Source organism: Rhodovarius crocodyli, from assembly GCF_004005855.1.
Taxonomy (GTDB): Bacteria; Pseudomonadota; Alphaproteobacteria; order Acetobacterales; family Acetobacteraceae; genus Rhodovarius; species Rhodovarius crocodyli.
Genome location: NZ_SACL01000014.1, coordinates 1 through 19,194 on the forward strand (window position 1 = coordinate 1; position 19,194 = coordinate 19,194).

17 protein-coding genes and 1 tRNA gene are annotated in these 19,194 nt (G+C 69.9%); 11 read left to right on the plus strand and 7 right to left on the minus strand.

All coding sequences use genetic code 11. The features are described 5' to 3' along the window. Positions 1–109: 109 nt before the first annotated feature. The 3 genes from EOD42_RS23780 to EOD42_RS23790 all read right to left on the minus strand — a co-directional run bounded on the left by EOD42_RS23780 (position 110) and on the right by EOD42_RS23790 (position 1,366). Complete coding sequence (locus EOD42_RS23780; RefSeq protein ID WP_127790097.1) at positions 110–301, minus strand: hypothetical protein; 192 nt, start codon at positions 299–301, stop codon at positions 110–112. 260 nt (positions 302–561) lie between these two features. Continuing rightward, positions 562–654, minus strand: a tRNA-Ser gene (locus EOD42_RS23785). Between the two features lie 82 nt (positions 655–736). Next, a complete protein-coding gene (locus EOD42_RS23790) occupies positions 737–1,366 on the minus strand; it encodes a glutathione S-transferase family protein (RefSeq protein WP_127790098.1) in 630 nt (209 codons plus the stop codon). Positions 1,367–1,602: 236 nt separating this feature from the next. Between EOD42_RS23790 and rpmI the strand changes: the two genes are divergently transcribed. From rpmI to mdoH, 7 genes are all read left to right on the plus strand, one after another. Further along, positions 1,603–1,809 carry a 50S ribosomal protein L35 gene (gene rpmI / locus EOD42_RS23795; protein ID WP_127790099.1) on the plus strand — a complete coding sequence of 69 codons (207 nt, stop codon included), beginning with the start codon at positions 1,603–1,605 and terminating at the stop codon, positions 1,807–1,809. A 17-nt stretch (positions 1,810–1,826) separates the two neighbouring features. Then, positions 1,827–2,183 carry a 50S ribosomal protein L20 gene (gene rplT, locus EOD42_RS23800; protein WP_127790100.1) on the plus strand — a complete coding sequence of 119 codons (357 nt, stop codon included), beginning with the start codon at positions 1,827–1,829 and terminating at the stop codon, positions 2,181–2,183. A gap of 104 nt (positions 2,184–2,287) precedes the next feature. Beyond that, complete coding sequence (gene pheS, locus EOD42_RS23805; protein WP_127790101.1) at positions 2,288–3,358, plus strand: phenylalanine--tRNA ligase subunit alpha; 1,071 nt, start codon at positions 2,288–2,290, stop codon at positions 3,356–3,358. A 1-nt stretch (position 3,359) separates the two neighbouring features. Next, entirely contained in the window at positions 3,360–5,828 is a 2,469-nt protein-coding gene (pheT, locus tag EOD42_RS23810) for a phenylalanine--tRNA ligase subunit beta (protein WP_127790102.1), read from the plus strand. Positions 5,829–5,966: 138 nt separating this feature from the next. Further along, complete coding sequence (locus EOD42_RS23815; protein WP_127790103.1) at positions 5,967–7,463, plus strand: acetyl-CoA hydrolase/transferase family protein; 1,497 nt, start codon at positions 5,967–5,969, stop codon at positions 7,461–7,463. A 152-nt stretch (positions 7,464–7,615) separates the two neighbouring features. Next, positions 7,616–9,082, plus strand: coding sequence for a glucan biosynthesis protein (locus tag EOD42_RS23820; RefSeq protein WP_127790159.1), 1,467 nt, complete (start codon positions 7,616–7,618; stop codon positions 9,080–9,082). Continuing rightward, the gene (gene mdoH, locus EOD42_RS23825; protein ID WP_127790104.1) at positions 9,070–11,130 is read left to right on the plus strand and encodes a glucans biosynthesis glucosyltransferase MdoH; all 2,061 of its coding nucleotides are present in this window, start codon (positions 9,070–9,072) and stop codon (positions 11,128–11,130) included. The genes EOD42_RS23820 and mdoH overlap by 13 nt, the downstream gene beginning before the upstream one ends. Here mdoH and EOD42_RS23830 read toward each other — a convergent pair. Both EOD42_RS23830 and EOD42_RS23835 read right to left on the minus strand, forming a co-directional pair. After that, positions 11,114–11,533 (minus strand): GFA family protein, encoded by a 420-nt coding sequence (locus EOD42_RS23830; protein ID WP_127790105.1) that lies wholly within the window; start codon positions 11,531–11,533, stop codon positions 11,114–11,116. The genes mdoH and EOD42_RS23830 overlap by 17 nt on opposite strands. Beyond that, the gene (locus EOD42_RS23835; protein WP_127790106.1) at positions 11,530–11,730 is read right to left on the minus strand and encodes a hypothetical protein; all 201 of its coding nucleotides are present in this window, start codon (positions 11,728–11,730) and stop codon (positions 11,530–11,532) included. Before EOD42_RS23835 ends, EOD42_RS23830 begins: the two co-directional genes overlap by 4 nt. A 255-nt stretch (positions 11,731–11,985) precedes the next feature. On the opposite strand from EOD42_RS23835, the gene rpsD reads away from it, so the two are divergent. Genes rpsD through EOD42_RS23850 form a run of 3 tightly spaced genes read left to right on the plus strand, consistent with a single transcriptional unit; the run spans position 11,986 to position 14,057 of the window. Continuing rightward, positions 11,986–12,603 carry a 30S ribosomal protein S4 gene (rpsD, locus tag EOD42_RS23840; protein ID WP_127790107.1) on the plus strand — a complete coding sequence of 206 codons (618 nt, stop codon included), beginning with the start codon at positions 11,986–11,988 and terminating at the stop codon, positions 12,601–12,603. Between the two features lie 23 nt (positions 12,604–12,626). Then, positions 12,627–13,838: a DUF1796 family putative cysteine peptidase gene (locus tag EOD42_RS23845; RefSeq protein ID WP_127790108.1), complete on the plus strand. Its 1,212-nt coding sequence runs from the start codon at positions 12,627–12,629 to the stop codon at positions 13,836–13,838. A 36-nt stretch (positions 13,839–13,874) separates the two neighbouring features. Beyond that, entirely contained in the window at positions 13,875–14,057 is a 183-nt protein-coding gene (locus EOD42_RS23850) for a hypothetical protein (RefSeq protein ID WP_127790109.1), read from the plus strand. On the opposite strand, the gene der is transcribed toward EOD42_RS23850, so the two are convergent. Both der and EOD42_RS23860 read right to left on the minus strand, forming a co-directional pair. Continuing rightward, positions 14,020–15,375 carry a ribosome biogenesis GTPase Der gene (gene der / locus EOD42_RS23855; RefSeq protein ID WP_240655273.1) on the minus strand — a complete coding sequence of 452 codons (1,356 nt, stop codon included), beginning with the start codon at positions 15,373–15,375 and terminating at the stop codon, positions 14,020–14,022. The two genes, EOD42_RS23850 and der, sit on opposite strands and share 38 nt — an antisense overlap. A 50-nt stretch (positions 15,376–15,425) precedes the next feature. Beyond that, the gene (locus tag EOD42_RS23860) at positions 15,426–17,453 is read right to left on the minus strand and encodes a ComEC/Rec2 family competence protein (RefSeq protein ID WP_240655274.1); all 2,028 of its coding nucleotides are present in this window, start codon (positions 17,451–17,453) and stop codon (positions 15,426–15,428) included. 334 nt (positions 17,454–17,787) lie between these two features. Here EOD42_RS23860 and gltX point away from each other — a divergent pair, with 334 nt between their 5' ends. Continuing rightward, positions 17,788–19,167 carry a glutamate--tRNA ligase gene (gene gltX, locus EOD42_RS23865; protein WP_127790112.1) on the plus strand — a complete coding sequence of 460 codons (1,380 nt, stop codon included), beginning with the start codon at positions 17,788–17,790 and terminating at the stop codon, positions 19,165–19,167. Positions 19,168–19,194: the final 27 nt, after the last annotated feature.

The window sequence follows — 19,194 nt, forward strand, 5'->3', positions numbered from 1 at the left end:
CCGGCCTCCTGCTCGCGCAGGATCCCGATGATCTGCTCTTCCGTGAACCGTGATCGCTTCATTCGTCCGTCCTTGGGTCGGGCGGACTCCAGTTATTTTTGGAGGAGTCTCAGGGGGGCACGTCACCGATGGCGAAGAGCCTGCTGAGGCCCAATAGCCTCTCCACCCCTTCTGCTTCATCAGCTGGTATCTCGAAGCGGAAGCGAGCCTCGCGCTGGATGCGCACCTCCTCGACCAGAGCCATGTGGGCCACGCCCACGAGCGGACCATCGGAATGGCGCGCGACAGATAGAACGAACATTGAAAGCTCTCCGTAGCGGGGTGCCGCATGTCCGGCATGGTCGCCGGTTCTGGATATCGGCAAGGGGTGAATCACCCCGGCACACTGCCGAGAACGGCGAGTCCGAACTCGCCCCTAAGGCGCCCGAAAACTCCAGATCGGAACAGTGTTCCAAATTACCCCGGCACACTGACCCCGGCACACTGGCTAGTTATCCACAGCGAAAACGCCAAAAATCCGGCCCAAGGGCGCTTAGCAAGTCGTTGATTTAGCTAGAAAAATGGCGGAGGGGATGGGATTCGAACCCACGATAGGGGTTATCCCCCTATAACGGTTTAGCAAACCGCCGCCTTCGGCCACTCGGCCACCCCTCCGCAGGGATGAGAACGAAGTTGACACGGCGTATGCGTTCCGTGGGGCGGGATGTAGCCGCCCCATCGCGTGTCGTCAAACCCCTCAGTTCAACTTGACGGCAAAGCCGCGCTGAACCGCAGGCCGCGCCATCATGCGCTCGTACCAGGCGGCCACATTCGGCAGGTCGTCGAAGGGCACCAGGTGGCGCTCATGGCGCCAGGCCCAGCCGAGAATCGCGAAATCCGCCACGCTGGGCGCACCGTCGGTCGCCACGAAGTCGCGGCCGGCCAGGCGGCGGTCCAGCACGCCGTACAGGCGCTTGGTCTCGTCGCCATAGCGCTTCACGCCATAGTCGCGCGCCGGCCCCTCGGGCTGCATCAGGAAATGATGCACCTGGCCGGGCATGGGGCCGAATCCGCCCATCTGCCACATCAGCCATTCCAGCACGGGAATCCGTGCCCGCAGGTCGCGCGGCAGGAACTTGCCGGTCTTCTCGGCCAGATAGAGGAGGATGGCCCCGCTCTCGAACACCGTGATGGGCTTGCCGTCCGGCCCCTCCGGGTCACGGATGGCCGGGATCCGGTTGTTGGGGGAGAAGGACAGGAACTCCGGGTTGAACTGCTCGCCCTTGCCGATGTTCACGGCATGCACCGTATAGGGCAGGCCCATTTCCTCCAGGGCCACGGAAATCTTGCGCCCGTTGGGCGTATCCCAGGTCCACAGCTCGATCACGCGCCTTCTCCCTTGGCTGGCTTCCGGCAGCGTCGCACCGGGCCTATTCTGTGTCCATGCGGCGGGCGCGTGGCTGGTTTCATGACGGCCCCTTTACGCCCTCCCCTCACCCCGCTATACGCCCGCCACCGCGCCGAGGCCCTGGACAGCCCGGCCGGTGACGCTCGTCCCCGCCGCAATCGTGCGGTCGGCCTCTCGGGGCCTTCAGGGGGCGCATCCGCCACGAGGAGGGCCCAATGTCCAAGATGAAGACGAAGTCGAGCGTTAAGAAGCGCTTCCAGATCACCGGCACCGGCAAGGTTCTCGCCGGCCCGGGCAAGAAGCGCCACATGCTGCGCAACCGCTCCCAGAAGGCCAAGCGCCAGAACCGGGGCAGCCAGACGCTGACCGAGATGGACGCGAAGACGGTCAAGCAGTGGCTGCCCTACGGGCTGAGCCGGTAATCGGAGGGGTTTGAACCATGGCACGTGTCAAGCGCGGCGTTACCGCCCACGCCCGTCACAAGAAGGTCCTGAAGCTCGCCAAGGGCTATGTGGGCCGTTCTTCCACGAATTACCGTCCCGCTCTCGAGCGCGTCGAGAAGGCGCTTCAGTACGCCTATCGCGACCGTCGCGTTAAGAAGCGTGAGTTCCGCGGCCTGTGGATCCAGCGCATCAACGCGGCCGTGCGTGAGCACGGCATGACCTACTCCACCTTCATTGCCGCGGTGAAGGCCGCCGGCGTGGAGATGGACCGCAAGGTGATGGCCGCGCTCGCCTATGACGAGCCGGCGGCGTTTGCGGCCTTGGTGGAAAAAGCCAAGGCGGCCCGCGCCTAATTAATCGAACCCCTGTCCAGGGGTCTGATGGGCCGCCCACCGGCAACGGGGGGCGGCTTTTTTTGTCTTGTGCCCCAGATGGCCACGCCGAAAAGGCTCCGCTGATGTCCGACGATCTCGACCAACTCGCCGCCTCCACGGAGGCGGAGATCGCAGCCAGCCCCGACCTGCGCGCGCTGGACGCCGTGCGCGTCGCGGCCCTGGGCAAGAGCGGTGCCGTCACCGGCCTGCTGAAGACGCTGGGCGCCATCCCGCCCGAGGAACGCAAGGCCCGCGGTGCCGCCGTGAACGCGGTGCGCGCGCGTGTCGAGGCCGCCCTCGAAGCCCGCAAGGCGGTGCTGGAGGAAGCGGCGCTGAACGCCCGCCTCGCGGCCGAGAAGCAGGACATGTCCCTGCCCGCCCGCCCCGCCGTGCAGGGCGCCATCCACCCCATCAACCGCACGATCGACGAGCTGACGGCCATCTTCGGCGCGATGGGTTTTTCCGTGGTCGAAGGCCCGGACATCGAGGGCGACTGGTATAATTTCGCGGCCCTGAACATCCCCGATCACCACCCCGCGCGGCAGGATCAAGACACCTTCTACATGCCCGGCACCGGCCCCGACGGCCGCCCGCTGGTGCTGCGCACGCAGACGAGCCCGCTGCAGATCCGCACCATGATCGGCCAGGAACCGCCGATCCGCATCATCGCCCCGGGCCGCACCTATCGCGCCGACCATGATGCCACCCACAGCCCGATGTTCCACCAGGTCGAGGGGCTGGTGATCGACCGCGGCATCACGCTCGGCCACCTCAAGGGCTGCCTGACCGATTTCCTGCGCAGCTTCTTCGGCATCGCCGACCTGCCGGTGCGCTTCCGCTCCTCCTATTTCCCCTTCACCGAACCCTCGATGGAGGTGGACATCGGCTGGTCGCGCAAGACCGGGGAGCTCGGCGGCGGCGGCGATTGGCTGGAAATCCTGGGCAGCGGCATGGTCCACCCCCGCGTGCTGGCCAATTGCGGCCTGGACCCGCGTGAGTGGCAGGGCTTCGCCTTCGGCATGGGGATCGAGCGCATCACCATGCTGAAGCACGGCATCCCCGATCTGCGCCCCTTCTATGAAGGCGATGTGCGCTGGCTGCGCCATTACGGCTCGAGCCCGCTTTCCCCTGCCTCCCTGCACGAGGGCGTGTGAGATGAAGTTCCCGCTTTCCTGGCTGCACGCCCATCTGGAAACCACCGCCGACACCGCGACCATCGCCGAGACGCTGACGCGCATCGGCATCGAGGTCGAGGGCATCGAGGACCGCGCCGCCCCGCTGCGTTCCTTCGTGATCGCCCGCGTGATCGAGGCGGTGCAGCACCCCAACGCCGACCGCCTGCGCCAGCTGCGCGTGGATATCGGTGACGGCACGGAGCGTTCGGTCGTGTGCGGCGCGCCCAACGCGCGCACTGGCCTCATCGGCGTGGCCGCCCTGCCCGGCGCCTTCGTGCCCGGCACCGGCATCACGCTGAAGGCCGGCGAGATCCGCGGCGTGAAGAGCGAGGCGATGATGCTGTCCATGCGCGAGATGGCGCTGGGCGAGAACCACGACGGCATCGTCGAACTGCCCGAGGACGCGCCGATCGGCACGCCCTATGTCGAATACGCCAAGCTCGACGACCCGATCATCGAGATCAAGGTGACGCCGAATCGCGGCGACGCGCTGTCGGTGCACGGCATCGCGCGCGATCTGGCCGCTGCCGGCCTCGGCAAGCTCAAGCCCATCACCGTGCCCGCCATCAAGCCCGCCTATCCCTCCCCGCTCGCCTGGCAGGTCGAGGACCCGCGCGCCTGCGAATGGGTGCTGGGCCGCGCCGTGCGGGGACTGAAGAACGGCCCCTCGCCGCAATGGCTGCAGGATTGGCTGGTCTCCATCGGCCAGCGCCCGATCAACGCGCTGGTGGACGTGACCAACGTCTTCACCTTCGGCATGGGCCGCCCGCTGCACGTGTTCGACGTGGCGAAGGTGAAGGGCAGCACGCTGACCATGCGCATGGCGCGTGAGGGCGAGAGCCTGGAGGCGCTGAACGGCAAGACCTATGCGCTGACGCCCGAGGACGGGATCATCGCCGACGCGCAAGGCGCCGAAGCCCTGGGCGGCATCGTGGGCGGCGAGCCCACGGGCTGCGACGAGACCACGACCGAATGCTTCATCGAGTGCGCGGTGTTCGACCCCGTGCGCATCGCGCTGTCGGGCCGTCGGCACAACATCTTCACCGAGGCACGCGCCCGCTTCGAGCGCGGCGTGGACCCGGCCCTGCCGCGCACCGCCCTCGAACTCGCCACCCAGATGATCCTGGAACTCTGCGGCGGCGAGGCGTCCGAGATCTCCGAGGCCGGCACCGAGCCGTCCTGGCGCCGCAGCGCGACCCTGCGCTTTGAGCGCCTGGCGGGTCTCGGCGGGCAGGCGATCTCGCGCGATGAGGCGGTGGCCCGGCTCAACCGGCTCGGCTTCACCACGCTGGGCGAGAACGCCACCAGCGTGACGGTGGCAGTGCCGTCCTGGCGCAACGACATCGCGGCCGCCATCACGCTCGACCAAGCCCCCGGGCTGGACGCGGCGCGCGCGGCCAAGGCGCGCGAGGGCTGCGAGGCGGTGGAGGCCGAGGCCGATCTGGTGGAGGAAGTGCTGCGCCTCGGCGGGCTCGATTCCATCCCGGCCGTGTCGCTGCCCGTGGTAGCGGCCGTCGCCGCGCCCGCGCTCTCGGCCAAGCAGGTGCGCGAGAAGCTGGCGCGCCGCACGCTCGCCGCGCGCGGCTGCCTCGACAACGTGACCTACGGCTTCATCGACGGCCCGACCGCCAAGCTGTTCGGCGGCGGTGACCCGGCGCTGACCCTGGCCAACCCCATCGCGTCCGATCTCGATCAGATGCGCCCGACGCCGGCGGCCAGCCTGCTGACGGCCGCCGCCCGCAACGCCGCGCGCGGCTTCGCGGATGTGGCATTGAGCGAAGTGGGCGGCGGCTATGTCAGCCCCGGCGCCGAAGGCCAGAAGACCATCGCGGTCGCCGTGCGCATCGGCGCCACCCCGCTGAGCTGGGCCGCCCCTGCCCGCCCGGTGGACGCGCTGGACGCCAAGGGCGATGCCCAGGCCGTGCTGGAGGCGCTGGGTGTCTCGATGCAGGGTGTGACCGTCAGCACCGATGCGCCGGGCTATTACCACCCGGGCCGTTCCGGCGTGCTGCGCGCCGGCAAGAACGTGCTGGCCCAGTTCGGTGAGGTGCATCCCGCCCTGCGCGCCAAGCTCGGCCTGGCCGGTGCGGCCGTGGTGGCCGAGGTGTTCCTCGATGCGGTGCCCGAGCCCAAGAAGCGCAAGAAGTCGGTGCCCGACCTGCCGGCCTTCCAGCCGCTGCGGCGTGACTTCGCCTTCCTGGTGGATGCCGAGGTGCCGGCCGAGAACCTGCTGCGCGCGGCCCGCGCGGCGGATAAGGCGCTGATCACCGACGTCGTCATCTTCGACCGCTACGCCGGCGACAAGCTGCCCGAAGGCAAGGTCAGCCTCGCCCTTCAGGCCACGCTGCAGCCGCGTGAGCGTTCGCTGACCGATGCCGAGATCGAGGCCGCCTGCCAGAAGCTGGTGGCCGCCGTGACGAAGGCGACCGGGGCCACGCTGCGGGGCTAGGCCGGCGGCCCCCGGGTTGCGCGCACAGCCGAATTCCTGCACCGTTTACGTAACGACCCGCACTAGGCGGGTTCAGATGGGAGGGGGTGGTCCTGGCGACAGGGCTGCCCCCTTCTGCGTTCAGGAAAGCCCACACGCATGACCAGTCATCCGCGCATCCTCGCCCCCGGGCTGCAGGACAGGATCATGACGGCCGCCCAGGCCGCCGCCCTCATCGCCCCCGGCACCACCATCGGCATGAGCGGCTTTACCGGCGCGGGCTATCCCAAGGCCGTGCCCACCGCGCTCGCCGCGCGTATCGAGGCCGAGCACGCGGCCGGCCACCCCTTCAAGGTCAGCATCTGGACCGGCGCCTCCACCTCGCCCGAGCTCGACGGCGCCATGGCCAAGGTCGACGGCATCGAGATGCGCCTGCCCTATCAGTCCGACCCCACCTGCCGCGAATACATCAACGCCGGCCGGCTGGAATACATGGACATCCACCTGTCCCATGTCGCTCAGCACGCCTGGTTCGGCTTCCTGGGCAAGCTGGACGTGGCGCTGGTGGAGGTCACGGCCATCAATGCCGACGGCAGCCTGGTGCCCTCCACCTCGGTCGGCAACAACAAGACCTGGCTGGACCTGGCGGACAAGGTCATCATCGAGGTGAACTCGGGCATGGATGCGCGGCTGGCCGGCATGCATGACGTCTATTACGGCACCGCCCTGCCGCCGCACCGCAAGCCCGTGCCGATCCTGGAGACGCGGGACCGCATCGGCGACAGCTTCCTGCGCTGCGACCCGTCCAAGATCATCGCCATCGTGCACACCGACGAACCCGATCGCGGCATCAACTTCACCGCCCCCGATGCGACCTCGGAGGCGATCGCGGGCCATATCCTGGAATTCCTGGCCCATGAGGTGAAGCGCGGCCGCCTGCCGCCCTCGCTGCTGCCCATCCAGTCGGGGGTGGGCAATGTCTCCAACGCCGTGATGGCAGGGCTCGACGCCGGCCCCTTCGAGGGGCTGACCGCCTTCACCGAGGTGATCCAGGACGGCATGCTGCAGCTGCTGCGCTCGGGCAAGATGGTGCATGCCTCCGCCACCGCGCTCTCGCTCAGCCGCGAGGGGCAGAAGATCCTGCTCGACGACCTGGACTATTACCGGGAACGCATCCTGCTGCGCACGCAGGAGATCTCGAACCACCCCGAGGTGGTGCGGCGGCTGGGCATCATCGCCATCAACGGCATGATCGAGGCCGACATCTACGGCAACGTGAACTCCACCCATATCCGCGGCAGCGCGATCATGAACGGCATCGGCGGCTCGGGCGATTTCGCGCGCAACGGCTACCTGTCCTTCTTCGTCACGCCCTCCGTCACCAAGGACGGCACGTCCCGCATCGTGCCCATGGCCACCCATGTGGACCACACCGAACACGACGTGCAGGTGCTGGTGACGGAACAGGGGCTGGCCGACCTGCGCGGCCTGTCGCCCAAGCAGCGATCGGCCGTCATCATCGAGCGCTGCGCGCATCCCGATCTCCGCCCGGCGCTGCATGGCTATGTCGAGGAGGCGATGCGCAACCCGCGCGGCCGGCACACGCCGCATGTGCTGGAGAAGGCCTTCACCTTCCTGAATGATTGGAAGGCGTAGACAAACGGATCTGTCATCGCATCGCAGCGTAACCTTTCCTCGAACGGTTCGTTACAGGGCTGCGGGCAACCCGTCCGCTCCTGCAACGGAGGTGCTAGGTGCAACGCCGTCACGCGCTGTCGGTCCTCGCCGGCTCGGCTGCCTTTCTGAACATGCCGGGCATGGGCCGCATGTCGGCCCAGCAGATGCCCCAGGGCGAGACGCCCTTCGGCGAGGACACCGTCCGCGCCCAGGCGCGTGAGCTGGCGCGCAAGGCGTTCCAGGCACCTGACACCACCCTGCCCCGCCGCTTCGCGCAGACCGACTACGACGCCTATCGCGCGCTGCGCTTCCGGCCCGAACGCTCCATCTGGCGCGACGGCCCGCCCGGCTTCCGCGCCCAGCTGTTCCACCGCGGCTTCCTGTACCGGGAGAAGGTGGAGCTGTTCGAGGTGAGCGGCGGCAAGGCGCGGCCCATCGCCTATGACCCCTCCAACTTCACCCTGCCCGAGGGCGAGGCGCCGCCCGCCGATTTCGGCCATGCGGGCTTCCGCCTGCACGCGCCCATCAACCGCCCGGATGTGATGGACGAGGTCTGCGCCTTCCTGGGTGCCTCCTATTTCCGCGCGGTCGGCAAGGACCTGCGCTATGGGCTGTCGGCACGGGGCCTGGGCATCCGCACCGCCGACCCGCGCGGCGAGGAGTTCCCGCTGTTCAAGTCCTTCTGGCTGGAACGCCCGGCGGCGGGCGCGGGCTCCATCGTGGTGCATGCCCTGCTGGACAGCCCGAGTGCCGCCGCCGCCTTCCGCTTCACCATCCGCCCCGGGGCGGACACGCTGATGGATGTGCAGGCCAGCCTGTATCCGCGCACCGATATCGACGCGGTGGGCATCGCGCCGCTTACCAGCATGTACCAGTTCGCCCCCAATGATCGCGGCGGCATCGATGACTACCGCCCCGCCGTGCATGACAGCGACGGGCTGCTGATCGCCTCCTCTCGCGGGGAACAGCTGTGGCGCCCCCTGCACAACCCGCGTGAGCTCCAGGTCAGCACCTTCGCCGAGACCAACCCGCGCGGCTTCGGCCTGATGCAGCGCGCCCGGGATTTCGTGAACTACAACGACCTGGAAGCCGCCTATGAGAAGCGCCCGAGCCTGTGGGTGGAACCCATCGGCGACTGGGGCGAGGGCGCCGTGCAGCTGGTCGAGATCCCGACCGACAGCGAGGTTCACGACAACATCGTGGCCCACTGGCGCCCCAAGGAACCGCTGAAGGCCCGCCAGGAGTATAATCTGGTCTATCGCCTGCACTGGCTGCCGGACTGGCAGGGCAACCGCGACCTGGCCCGCTTCACCGCCTTCCGCGCCGGCGCCGCTGGCCGCAGCGGCCGGCTGTTCGTGCTCGACGTACAGGGCGGCCGCGCGGCCAGCGTGCCGGACGCGGAGTTGCCGCAGCTGGAGGTCAGCGCCAGCCAGGGCGAGATCCGCAACCCCGTCGTGCAGCCCAACCCCGAGACCGGCGGCTGGCGGGTGCATTTCGAACTCGCCCCCGGCAGCGCCCGCCTGTCGGAGCTGCGCGCCGTGCTCAAGACCGGCGAGCAGCCGCTCAGCGAGACATGGCTCTATCGATGGACGGCCTGAAGCCGCGCTGGATGGCGCTGCCGGAGCCCGCGCCGCTGGCCATGCCGGCGCAGTCGCTCTCCGCCGCGCAGCCGCGCCCCGCCCCGCCCGCATCCTCGCCGCCCGGCATGGCCGGGCGGCGTTTCGCCGTGCTGGGCGGCGCGGTGGCGCTGACCGCCTTCGCGACCTGGCAGATGGCGCTCGTGCTTGACATCGCCCGGCCGACGGCGCTGCAGATCGCGACGCTGGCGCTGTTCGTGGTGCTGTTCGCCTGGGTCGCGCTGTCCTTCACCAGCGCCATGGCGGGGCTTTGGGCGATGCGCAGCGGCGGGGTGGACCGGCTGGGCGTCATGGCCGGCCCCATGCCGGTGCCCGCGACCCGCACGGCCCTGCTGATGCCCGTGTACAACGAGCCGCCGCACCGCGTGATGGCGGGGCTGCGGGCGATGCACGAGAGCCTGTCCGCCCTGGGCGCGATGGAGCACTTCGACATCTTCATCCTGAGCGACACCACCGACCCCGACGCCTGGGTGGCCGAGGAAGCGGCCTTTCTGGAGCTGCGCCGCCTGACCGGCGATGAGCAGCGCATCTTCTATCGCCGCCGCACCGCCAACACCGAGCGCAAGGCCGGCAACATCGCCGAATGGGTGACGCGCTTCGGCGATGCCTATCCGCAATTCCTGATCCTGGATGCCGACAGCCTGATGGAGGGCGAGGCGCTGGTGCGGCTGGCCGCCGCCATGGAGCGCCACCCGGATGTCGGGCTGATCCAGACCCTGCCGGTGATCGTGCAGGGGCGCTCCCTGCTCGCGCGCATGCAGCAGTTCGCCGGCCGCCTCTATGGCCCCGTGATCGCCCAGGGCATCGCCTGGTGGCATGGAGCAGAGGGCAATTACTGGGGCCACAACGCCATGATCCGCACCCGTGCCTTCGCCGGGCATGCGGGGCTGCCGCACCTCAAGGGCCGCGCGCCCTTCGGCGGCATGATCATGAGCCACGACTTCGTGGAAGCCGCCCTGCTGCGGCGCGCCGGCTGGGCCGTGCACATGGTGCCGGGCCTGCGCGGCAGCTATGAGGAAACCCCGCCATCCCTGCCCGACCAGGCGGTGCGCGACCGGCGCTGGTGCCAGGGCAACCTGCAGCATGCGGCGGTGCTGCCGGCGCGCGGGCTGCACCCGATCAGCCGGCTGCATCTGCTCTCCGGCATCGGATCCTATCTCACGGCGCCGCTCTGGGCGCTGTTCCTGCTGGTGGGCGTGGCCAGCGCGCTGGAGGCACGCTACCGCCAGCTGAACTACTTCCCGAACGGGCGCTCCCTGTTTCCCGAATGGCCGGTGGTGGACCCCATCCGCGCCATGTGGCTGTTCATCGGCACCATGGCGCTGCTGTTCCTGCCGAAGCTGCTGGCGATCCGCAGCCTGCGCCAGGCGGGCGGCATGCTGCTGGAAAGCGTGGTGGCCGCCCTTCTGGCGCCGGTCACCATGCTGTCGCAGAGCATGGACGTGCTCTCCATCCTGTCCGGGCGCGACGGCGGCTGGCGGCCGCAGCGGCGCGATGACGGGCACCTGCCCTGGCGCGACCTGTGGCGGCTCTATTGGCCGCACACCCTGGCGGGGGCGGTGTTCGGGGTGGCGTCCTGGCTGGTGTCGCCCTGGCTCGCGGCCTGGACCACGCCGGTCACGCTCGGCCTGCTGCTGGCCGTGCCGCTGGCGGGGCTGACGGCGCGCGATGCCTCGGGCCTCAGGGTGCTGGACATCGAGGAGGATGTGGCCCCGCCCGCCCTGCTGCGCCGCGCGGCCGAGCTGCGGGCGGCACCGGAACCGCCGGAGATGGATGCGGTGCGCCGCCTGGCCGATGACCCGGCCCTGCTGCAGGCACACCGCGCCATGCTGCCGCCCCCGCGCCGCCGGGGCGCGCCGCCGGACGTGCCGCTGCTGACCGGCATGCTGAAGGCCGGCGAGGCCGAATGCCTGCGTAGTGCCGCGCTGAGCCGTGCCGAGAAGGCCGCCCTGCTGGCCAGCGCCGAGGGGCTGGATGAGCTGATGGCGCTGACTAGTCGGCCGGCGTGAAGCGCAGCGTGCCGGCCCGGCGCGTGGGCTGGCCGGTGTCGTTGGTGTGGTTCACCCCGTCCATCACCGGAACCTCGGCGAAGTCGAAGGGGCTCACCCCCTCAAGGCAGGCGACATTCACCGCATAGAGGCTGGTGTCGGAACGGCGCTGGTGATGGGTGTAGATGCCGCAGCGCGAACAGAAGAAGTGCTGCGCCGTGCCGGTGTGGAAGCGATAGGTGGTCAGCGCCTCCTCGCCTTCCAGGATGGTCACGCCCCCCATCTCGGCCATGGCGACCACGGCCCCGCGCATGCGGCAATAGGAACAGGTGCAGCGGCGGATGGAATCGAAGCCGTCGACCAGCACCGCCTCGAACCGCACGGCGCCGCAATGGCAGCGGCCGAGGTGGCGCTGCGCGCTCACAGCTTCGCCGCCACCTTGCGGGCCAGCACATATCCGAGCAGCCCGGCGACCGGGGCCGCGGGCAGCACCAGCACCCAGCCGGCATGCACGTTGTTCACGACCAGCCCCAGCCCTATACCCAGCATCAGGCCGCCCACCAGGCTGCCCACAACGCCGGCCGAAAGGCCCAGGATCAGGATGTCTTCGCGCGATACCATGCGCTGCCACTGGACCCGCCGCCGCCGTTTGGCAAGCCGGTTTTGACAAAGCCGCCCTGCCCGCCTATACGCCCCACCATTCCTGGGAAAGCGGCCGCACAAGACCTTCGCCACTTCGCGCGAAACTGTGTGCGGCACGCCCGTTCCGGTGGTGCTATACCACCTGTACGGGACTACCGGGACAACCCGCGGTGGCTCCTGCCATACCGCCTGATGAAGAAGGCCGCCTCCGACTAGGGGCGGATGACGTGTCGCATGACGAAGCGCGCAGAATCCAAGTACAAGATCAACCGCCGCCTTGGCGTGAACCTGTGGGGCCGTGCCAAGTCCCCGGTGAACAAGCGCGAGTACGGCCCCGGCCAGCACGGCCAGCGCCGCAAGAACAAGCCGACCGACTTCGGCGTGCAGCTGATGGCCAAGCAGAAGCTCAAGGGCTACTACGGCAACATCGGTGAGAAGCAGTTCCGCAAGTACTACGAAGAGGCCGTGCGCCGTAAGGGCGACACCTCGGAGAACCTGATCGAGCTGCTGGAGCGCCGCCTGGATTGCGTCGTGTACCGCATGAAGCTCGCGGTCACCCCCTTCGCCGCCCGCCAGTTCGTGAACCACGGCCATGTGCTGGTGAACGGCAAGCGCCTGAACATCGCCTCCTACATCGTCAAGGACGGCGACCAGATCGAGGTGAAGGAAAAGTCCAAGCAGCTGACCATGGTGCTGGACGCGGCCCAGAGCGGCGAGCGCGACGTGCCGGAATACATCGAGGTGGACCACCGCGCGATGCGCGGCCGCTTCGTGCGCGCCCCCAAGGTCTCCGACGTGCCCTACCCGGTGCAGATGGAACCGAACCTCGTGGTCGAGTTCTACTCGCGGTGAGCGAGCAGGTGGCGGGAGAGGATATGGCTCCCGCCGCCGTTCCGGCGGAAACGCCGGAACCGGCGCCTGTGCGCGCCGATGGCCCGGACGAGGCGCGCAGCGCCCCGCCCGTGCCCGAGGGCCCTGCCCTCGCCCTTTCCCTGCTGACGGGCGCCGTAAGGGGCATGACCGGGCAGGATCTCTCCCCCCGCGACTATGGTACCGAGCTGCCGCGCCTGATCGCGCGCATGCGTGAAGTACCGCTGGACAAGGCGCTGTCCGAGACGGTCAGCCGCATCGCCATGCGCCTCGGCCCCAGCGCCTCGCAGGCGCCCACCATCAGCAGCCTGGGCATGAGCGACGAGGATCTCTTCGCGGAGATGATCAACGGCTGCTTCCGCGCGCTGCTGGGCCGCGATTGCGGCGCCGAGGGCATCGCCTACTGGAAGAACGAGCGCTTCCAGGACTTCCTGGTCCAGGGCCCCGACGAATTCCTGCTGAAGTTCATGCCGATGATCATCGGCAGCAATGAATGGTACCAGCGCCACGTCGCCACCGCGATGGACGCGGTGCGCGCGCAGATGCTGCATCCGCATTACGGCGGCGCCCATTCGCCCCAGGTATTGAGCCTGGGCAGCACCGGCTACACCTCCTCCATGCTGCGCCGCTTCGGCATGCGGCGCTGGAGCGGCCCTTTCGACTGGCTCTCCGCGACGCCCGAAATGGTGACCGACATCCTGAGCGAGGATTTCGCGCCGCTGCTGGACCCGGATGGCTGGGAGACGATCAACCCCGCCGACCGCCCCAACCCCGCCTGGTACCAGAGCCGCAACCGCAAGCTGGAGAAGCGCCACGGCGCCCCCTGCATCCTGCACAGCGCGGACATGTCCACCGAGGCCGGGCAGCAGTACATGGCCCGCTGCGTCCAGCGCTTCCAGGACGCGATGCGCGGCGTGGGCAACAAGCTGCTGCTGCAGGTCATCGAGGAAGACGGCGAGGCCGAACGCCACTTCCAGGAAATGTCGGTGCTGCTGAACGCCATCGGCCGGCACTTCAACTTCGTGCTGATCAGCGTGGTCAAGGAACAGCCCGAGGCGCCCTTCCCGCAGATCGAGCCCGTTCTGGCCGCGGGGCCGCACCGGCTGCTGCGCTTCCAGCCCATCTCCCGCATCCAGGCCGCCAGTTCGGCCGACATGCTGGATGAGCTGGTGCTGCTGCGCGCGACCCTGGCCGCGATCCAGATGCCGGTAACCTGAGCCTCGCCCCGGCGTTCTTCCCGCAAGGAGAATGCCATGGCGAATGAGCCGACCAAGCCCAGCGGCAGCGATGCCAAGGGCCACCCCAAGAACGACCGCGAAAAGACCGAGACCGTGCTGGAGGAAGGCCTGCCGCCCGAGCTTCAGCGGCGCGGCGCGAAACAGCCTGCCGGCGAGAAGGCTAATCCTCCTCGGCGAACGGGTTCTCAGTCCCCCTGAAGTTCAGGCGGATGGGAACGCCCGGCATGCCGAAGGCCTCGCGGAAGCTGTTCACCAGATAGCGCTGGTAGTCGAGCGGGGTCTGCTCCGCGCGCGTGCCGAAGACGATGATCGTCGGCGGCCGCGCCTTGGGCATGGTGGCATAGCGCAGCTTGAGGCGGCGGCCGGAGACCAGCGGCGGCTGGTGCCGTTCCAGCGCATCCTCGAACCAGCGGTTCAGCGCGCCGGTCGGCACGCGGCGGTTCCACAGCTCCACCACCTTGCGGACCTGCGGCATCAGCTTGTCCACGCCGCGCCCGTTGGCCGCCGAGATGGGCACGACCGTCACGCCCTTCATCTGCGCGAGAGAGGCGGTGAGCGTATCGTCCAGCCTCTTGCGCGCGGCCGGGCGGTCCTCGATGGCATCCCACTTGTTCAGCGCGATGATCAGCGCGCGGCCCTCGCGCTCCGCCAGGCGTGCGATGCGGATGTCCTGCTCCTCCATGCCCAGCTGCGCGTCGAGGACCAGGATGATGGCTTCGGCCTGCTTCAGCGCCTCGATGGAGGAATAGACCGAGAGCTGCTCCAGCTTCTCGTTCACGCGGGCCTTGCGGCGCAGGCCCGCGGTATCGACCAGCCGCACCGGGCCCACGCCGTCATGCCATTCCACCGGAATGGCGTCGCGCGTCAGGCCGGGCTCGGGGCCGGTGATCATGCGCTCCTCACCCACCAGCGTGTTCAGCAGGGTGGATTTGCCGGCATTGGGGCGGCCGAGGATGGCCAGGCGCAACGGCCGGTTGGCCGTGTCCTCCTCCTCATCCTCGTCGTCGCGCGCGTTCTCGTCGGGGCCCAGCGCCTCGGCCACGGCCTCGTGCAGCTCACCGAAGCCCTCGCCATGCTCGGCCGAGACCGGCAGCGGGTCGCCCAGGCCCAGCTCATAGGCCTCCATGGCCGAGGCGGCGCCGGCGCGGCCCTCGGCCTTGTTGGCGACGAGGATCACGGGCTTGCCGGCGCGGCGCAGGATGTCGGCGAAGGTCTTGTCCACCGGCGTCAGGCCGAAGCGCGCGTCGATCACGAGCAGCACGACATCGGCCATGTCGAGCGCGGTGTCCGTGCTCTGGCGCATGCGGCCGGGGATGGTCTCGGGGGGCGCTTCCTCCAGGCCCGCCGTGTCCATCAGGCGCACCTTGCGGCCGCCAATCTCGGTCTCGACCTCTCGGCGGTCACGCGTGACGCCCGGCGTATCGTCCACAATGGCGATACGCCGCCGCGCGAGGCGGTTGAACAGGGTGGACTTGCCGACATTGGGCCGGCCGAGAATGGCAACGAGCGGAAGCACGGGCGGAACCTCGGGCGCATGGGATGAGCGCCAGTATAGGGGAGCGGCCGCTATTCTATGCTCGCGACCGGAAGGGAGTCGGCCTGATAGCGCGGCGAGGGCCGCGGGGGAACCCATGGCCTGTCGCCACGATGCGCGCGGTCGCTGACGACGCGCACACCGCCATCGGCCGAGAGCCACACGGCATGGGCGCCGTCGCGCCAGACGGAAAAGCGGTCGATCACCCGGCTGCCCGCGCAGTCACCGCGCACGGGCTCGGGCGAGATGATCAGCGCCGCGCGGCCGCAGGGGGCCTCGGGTGCCGCGGCGCGCTGGCGCCCGCGCGGGGCGGGGGCAGCCGGGCGCAGCAGCGCGATGCGTTCCGCCAGGCGGCAGCCCGCCTCGTCGCAGGCCAGGCCCGGCGGGCCGCCGATGCCGGGCATCGGGCGCGCCGCGTCCTCGGCCCAGCTGCGCAGCCAGGCATCCTGCACGAAGCGGGAGGCGCTGCCGTGGCGATGGACGAAGACATCCCCGCCGGCCCGCAGCGCGACCAGCCGCCCATCGGCCGAGACCAGCGCATGGGGCGAAGGCGTCAGGGCGCCGGCCATCAGGCCCAGCGCCAGCATGGGCAGGCCCGGGGCGCGCAGCCGGCCACGCCACAGCGCCAGCCAGCACAGGCCGAGTGCTGCCAGCGCCGCGCCCCAGGCAGGCAGAGGCTCGGCGGCCATGGTGGCGCCGGGCCAGGAGGCGACGGCGCGCGCGATGGCCAGGATCAGCTCCACGCCCCAGCCCATGACGGCCAGCGGCACGCCCTCCAGCCCCAGCGGCATGGCCAGCGCGGCAACCAGACCCGCCGGCATGACGAGGAAGCTGGTGACGGGCACGGCCAGCATGTTGGCGGCGACGCCGTAGAGCTGCAGCCGCCCGAAATGCGCGAGGCCGAACGGCATGGTGGCCAGCCCGGCGATGAGCGAGGTCATGAGCATGCCCGCCAGGATCAGCGCGGGGCGGCGCCACCAGCGCGGGTTCTCCGGCACCTTGGCACGCGGGCGCCACCATTCATGGGCGGCGACCAGCGCCAGCACGGCCGCGAAGCTCATCTGGAAGGAAGGGCCGAGGATCGCGGAGGGGTCCAGCAGCAGCACCACCAGCGCGGCGATCGCTACCCCGCGCAGGGTGATGGCCCGCCGGCCGGCCAGCAGCGCGGCCGTGACCAGGGCGGCCATGGCGAAGCTGCGCAGCATCGGGATCTGGTTGCCCGACAGCACCAGATAGAAGCCGCCCGCCGCCAGGGCGCCCAGCGCCGCGGGCAGCTTCACGTCCAGGCGCAGCGCCAGCCAGGGCCACAGGGCCAGCCCGCCCCGGAGCACCGCATAGACCAGCCCCACCACGATCGTCATGTGCAGGCCGGAGACGGAGAGCAGATGCGCGAGCCCGCTGTCCCGCATCGCGGCCATGGCCTGGGGCGGAATGGCCGACTGCCCGCCCGTGATCAGCGCGGCCGAGACGGCGCCGGCGGCGCCCGGCAGGGCGGCGGCGATGCGTGCCTCCATGGCGCGCCTAGTGCCGGCCAGGGCGGGGGCGCTGCCCTGCCCGGGCAGGACCTCCGCCCGGCCGAGCGCATAGCCCGAGGCGCCGAGCCCCGTGAACCAGGCCGCGCGCTGGAAATCCCAGGCGCCGGGATGGGTGGGGGCGGAGGGGGCGCGCAGCATCGAGCGGACGGCCAGGCGCTGGCCGGGTTCCGGCCGCAGCGGGTCATCGGCCTTCAGCCGCACGCGGATCAGGCGCGCCGCGGGGTCCGCCTGACCGGGCCAGGTGGCGCCCGAGAGGGTGACGCGCAGCCCCTCGGGCAAGGGTTCGACCAGCGTGACCACGCCTTCGGCGCGCACGGCGGTGCGCGGCAATTCCAGCGCCCCCGGCATGCGGGCGCTGTGCAGCCCCGCCAAGGCGAAGCCCAGCCAGGCCGCGCCCAGCAGGCCCAGCAGCCAGGCCGCGCCGGGGCGTCGCGGCGCGAGCCACAGGGCCAGGCCGACGGGCGCCATGCCGCCCAGCCCGAGCCAGAGCGGCGGCTCACGGTCCAGCGCGAAATAGCCGAGCACGCCAGCGCCCATTGCAACCGGAAGCCACAGCAGCCATCGTCCGTGCTGGGCACCCAGAACGACCTGGAAAATCTCGATTATTGTGGAAGTCAGGCGCGCGCGACCGCGGGCCGGAATACCGGCCTGCCCCAGAACGGCAGAGGGGGATGCAACCCATGCGTGCGCCACCCACCAGTTTTCACCCGAATCCGAGTCAAGTCACAAGTCCCGAGTCGCGAGTTTCTGCGCCCGAGTCGTTTACGAGTCGTCCACAATTTTCTGGGCGGCCGTTTTTGCGACTCTGCCCCCCTGCAAACCCCTGGACGAACCGGCCCGGCCGACCGATACCGGCGCCATGACCGTCCGCACCCGCTTCGCGCCCTCCCCCACCGGCTTCCTGCATGTGGGGGGCGCCCGCACCGCCTATTTCAACGCGCTCTACGCCCACAAGAACGGGGGCGAGTACCTGCTGCGCATCGAGGACACGGACAAGGCGCGCTCCACCCAGGCGGCGGTCGAACAGATCAAGGAAAGCCTCGCCTGGCTCGGCCTGTCGCCGGACCGTGAGCCGGTGCTGCAATCCACCCGCGAGGCCCGCCACGCCGAGGTCGCGCATGAGCTGCTGGCCAAGGGTGCCGCCTATCGCGCCTATGAGACGGCCGAGGAGCTGGACACCATGCGCGCGGCCGCGATGGCCGAGAAGCGCCCGCCCCGCTACAACGGCTTCTGGCGCGACCGCACCCCCGGCCCCGAGCAGGAGGGCAAGCCCTTCGCCATCCGCATCAAGGCCCCGCGTGAGGGCACGATGGTCGTCGAGGACCTGGTGCAGGGCCGCGTCGAGGTGAAGAACGAGGAGCTGGATGACCTGATCATCCTGCGCTCCGACGGCACGCCCACCTATCTGCATGCGGTGGTGGTGGACGACCATGACATGGAGATCACCCATGTCATCCGCGGCGACGACCACCTGACCAACACCTTCCGCCAGTGCCTGGTGTTCGACGCCATGGGCTGGGAGCGCCCGCGCTTCGCCCATATCCCGCTGATCCATGGCGCGGACGGCGCCAAGCTGTCCAAGCGCCACGGCGCCGTCAGCGTGCTGGAATGGCGCGACCAGGGCATCCTGCCCGAGGCGGCGCTGAACGCGCTGCTGCGCCTGGGCTGGGGCCATGGCGACGAGGAGATCGTGCCGAAGGAGCGCGCGGAGCAGATCTTCGACCTGTCCGATGTGGGCCGCGGCGCGTCCCGCATGGACTACGCCAAGCTGATGCACATCAACGGCGTCTATATCCGCCAGGCGGACCCCGCCCGGCTGGCCGCCGATGTCTGCACGCGCCTGGGCGCCGATGCGGTGGCCGAGGCGCGGATCACCGCGCTGATGCCCGCCATGCAGGAACGCGCCAAGACCGTGCTGGAGCTGGCCGAGGGCGCGAAGTTCGCGCTGGGCCATGGCGCGCCCCTGCCCGACGCGAAGGCCCAGGGCCAGCTGAACGAGGAAGGCCGCGCGCGCCTCACCCGGCTGGCCGACGCGCTGGCCGGCGGCGACTGGTCGCGCACGGGCCTCGAAGCCCGCATCAAGGCCTTCGCCGAGGCCGAGGGCGTGAAGCTCGGCGCGGTGGCCCAGCCGCTGCGGGCCGCGCTGACCGGCACGCTGGTCTCCCCGCCGATCGACGCCGTGCTGGCGGCGCTGGGCGATGAGGAGGCGCTGTTCCGCATCCGCGCCGCCGCCGGGTAAGGATTGGTCAACACCCTCCCCGCTAAT

Bases quoted from the DNA above. Each gene is read 5' to 3' on its own strand.
- pheS (WP_127790101.1), top strand. From the start codon at position 2,288: ATGTCCGACGATCTCGACCAACTCGCCGCCTCCACGGAGGCGGAGATC.
- EOD42_RS23850 (WP_127790109.1), top strand. From the start codon at position 13,875: ATGGCGAATGAGCCGACCAAGCCCAGCGGCAGCGATGCCAAGGGCCAC.
- mdoH (WP_127790104.1), top strand. From the start codon at position 9,070: ATGGACGGCCTGAAGCCGCGCTGGATGGCGCTGCCGGAGCCCGCGCCG.
- EOD42_RS23820 (WP_127790159.1), top strand. From the start codon at position 7,616: ATGCCGGGCATGGGCCGCATGTCGGCCCAGCAGATGCCCCAGGGCGAG.
- pheT (WP_127790102.1), top strand. From the start codon at position 3,360: ATGAAGTTCCCGCTTTCCTGGCTGCACGCCCATCTGGAAACCACCGCC.
- rpsD (WP_127790107.1), top strand. From the start codon at position 11,986: ATGACGAAGCGCGCAGAATCCAAGTACAAGATCAACCGCCGCCTTGGC.
- rpmI (WP_127790099.1), top strand. From the start codon at position 1,603: ATGTCCAAGATGAAGACGAAGTCGAGCGTTAAGAAGCGCTTCCAGATC.
- EOD42_RS23845 (WP_127790108.1), top strand. From the start codon at position 12,627: ATGGCTCCCGCCGCCGTTCCGGCGGAAACGCCGGAACCGGCGCCTGTG.
- rplT (WP_127790100.1), top strand. From the start codon at position 1,827: ATGGCACGTGTCAAGCGCGGCGTTACCGCCCACGCCCGTCACAAGAAG.
- EOD42_RS23835 (WP_127790106.1), bottom strand. From the start codon at position 11,730: ATGGTATCGCGCGAAGACATCCTGATCCTGGGCCTTTCGGCCGGCGTT.
- EOD42_RS23815 (WP_127790103.1), top strand. From the start codon at position 5,967: ATGACCAGTCATCCGCGCATCCTCGCCCCCGGGCTGCAGGACAGGATC.
- EOD42_RS23780 (WP_127790097.1), bottom strand. From the start codon at position 301: ATGTTCGTTCTATCTGTCGCGCGCCATTCCGATGGTCCGCTCGTGGGC.
- gltX (WP_127790112.1), top strand. From the start codon at position 17,788: ATGACCGTCCGCACCCGCTTCGCGCCCTCCCCCACCGGCTTCCTGCAT.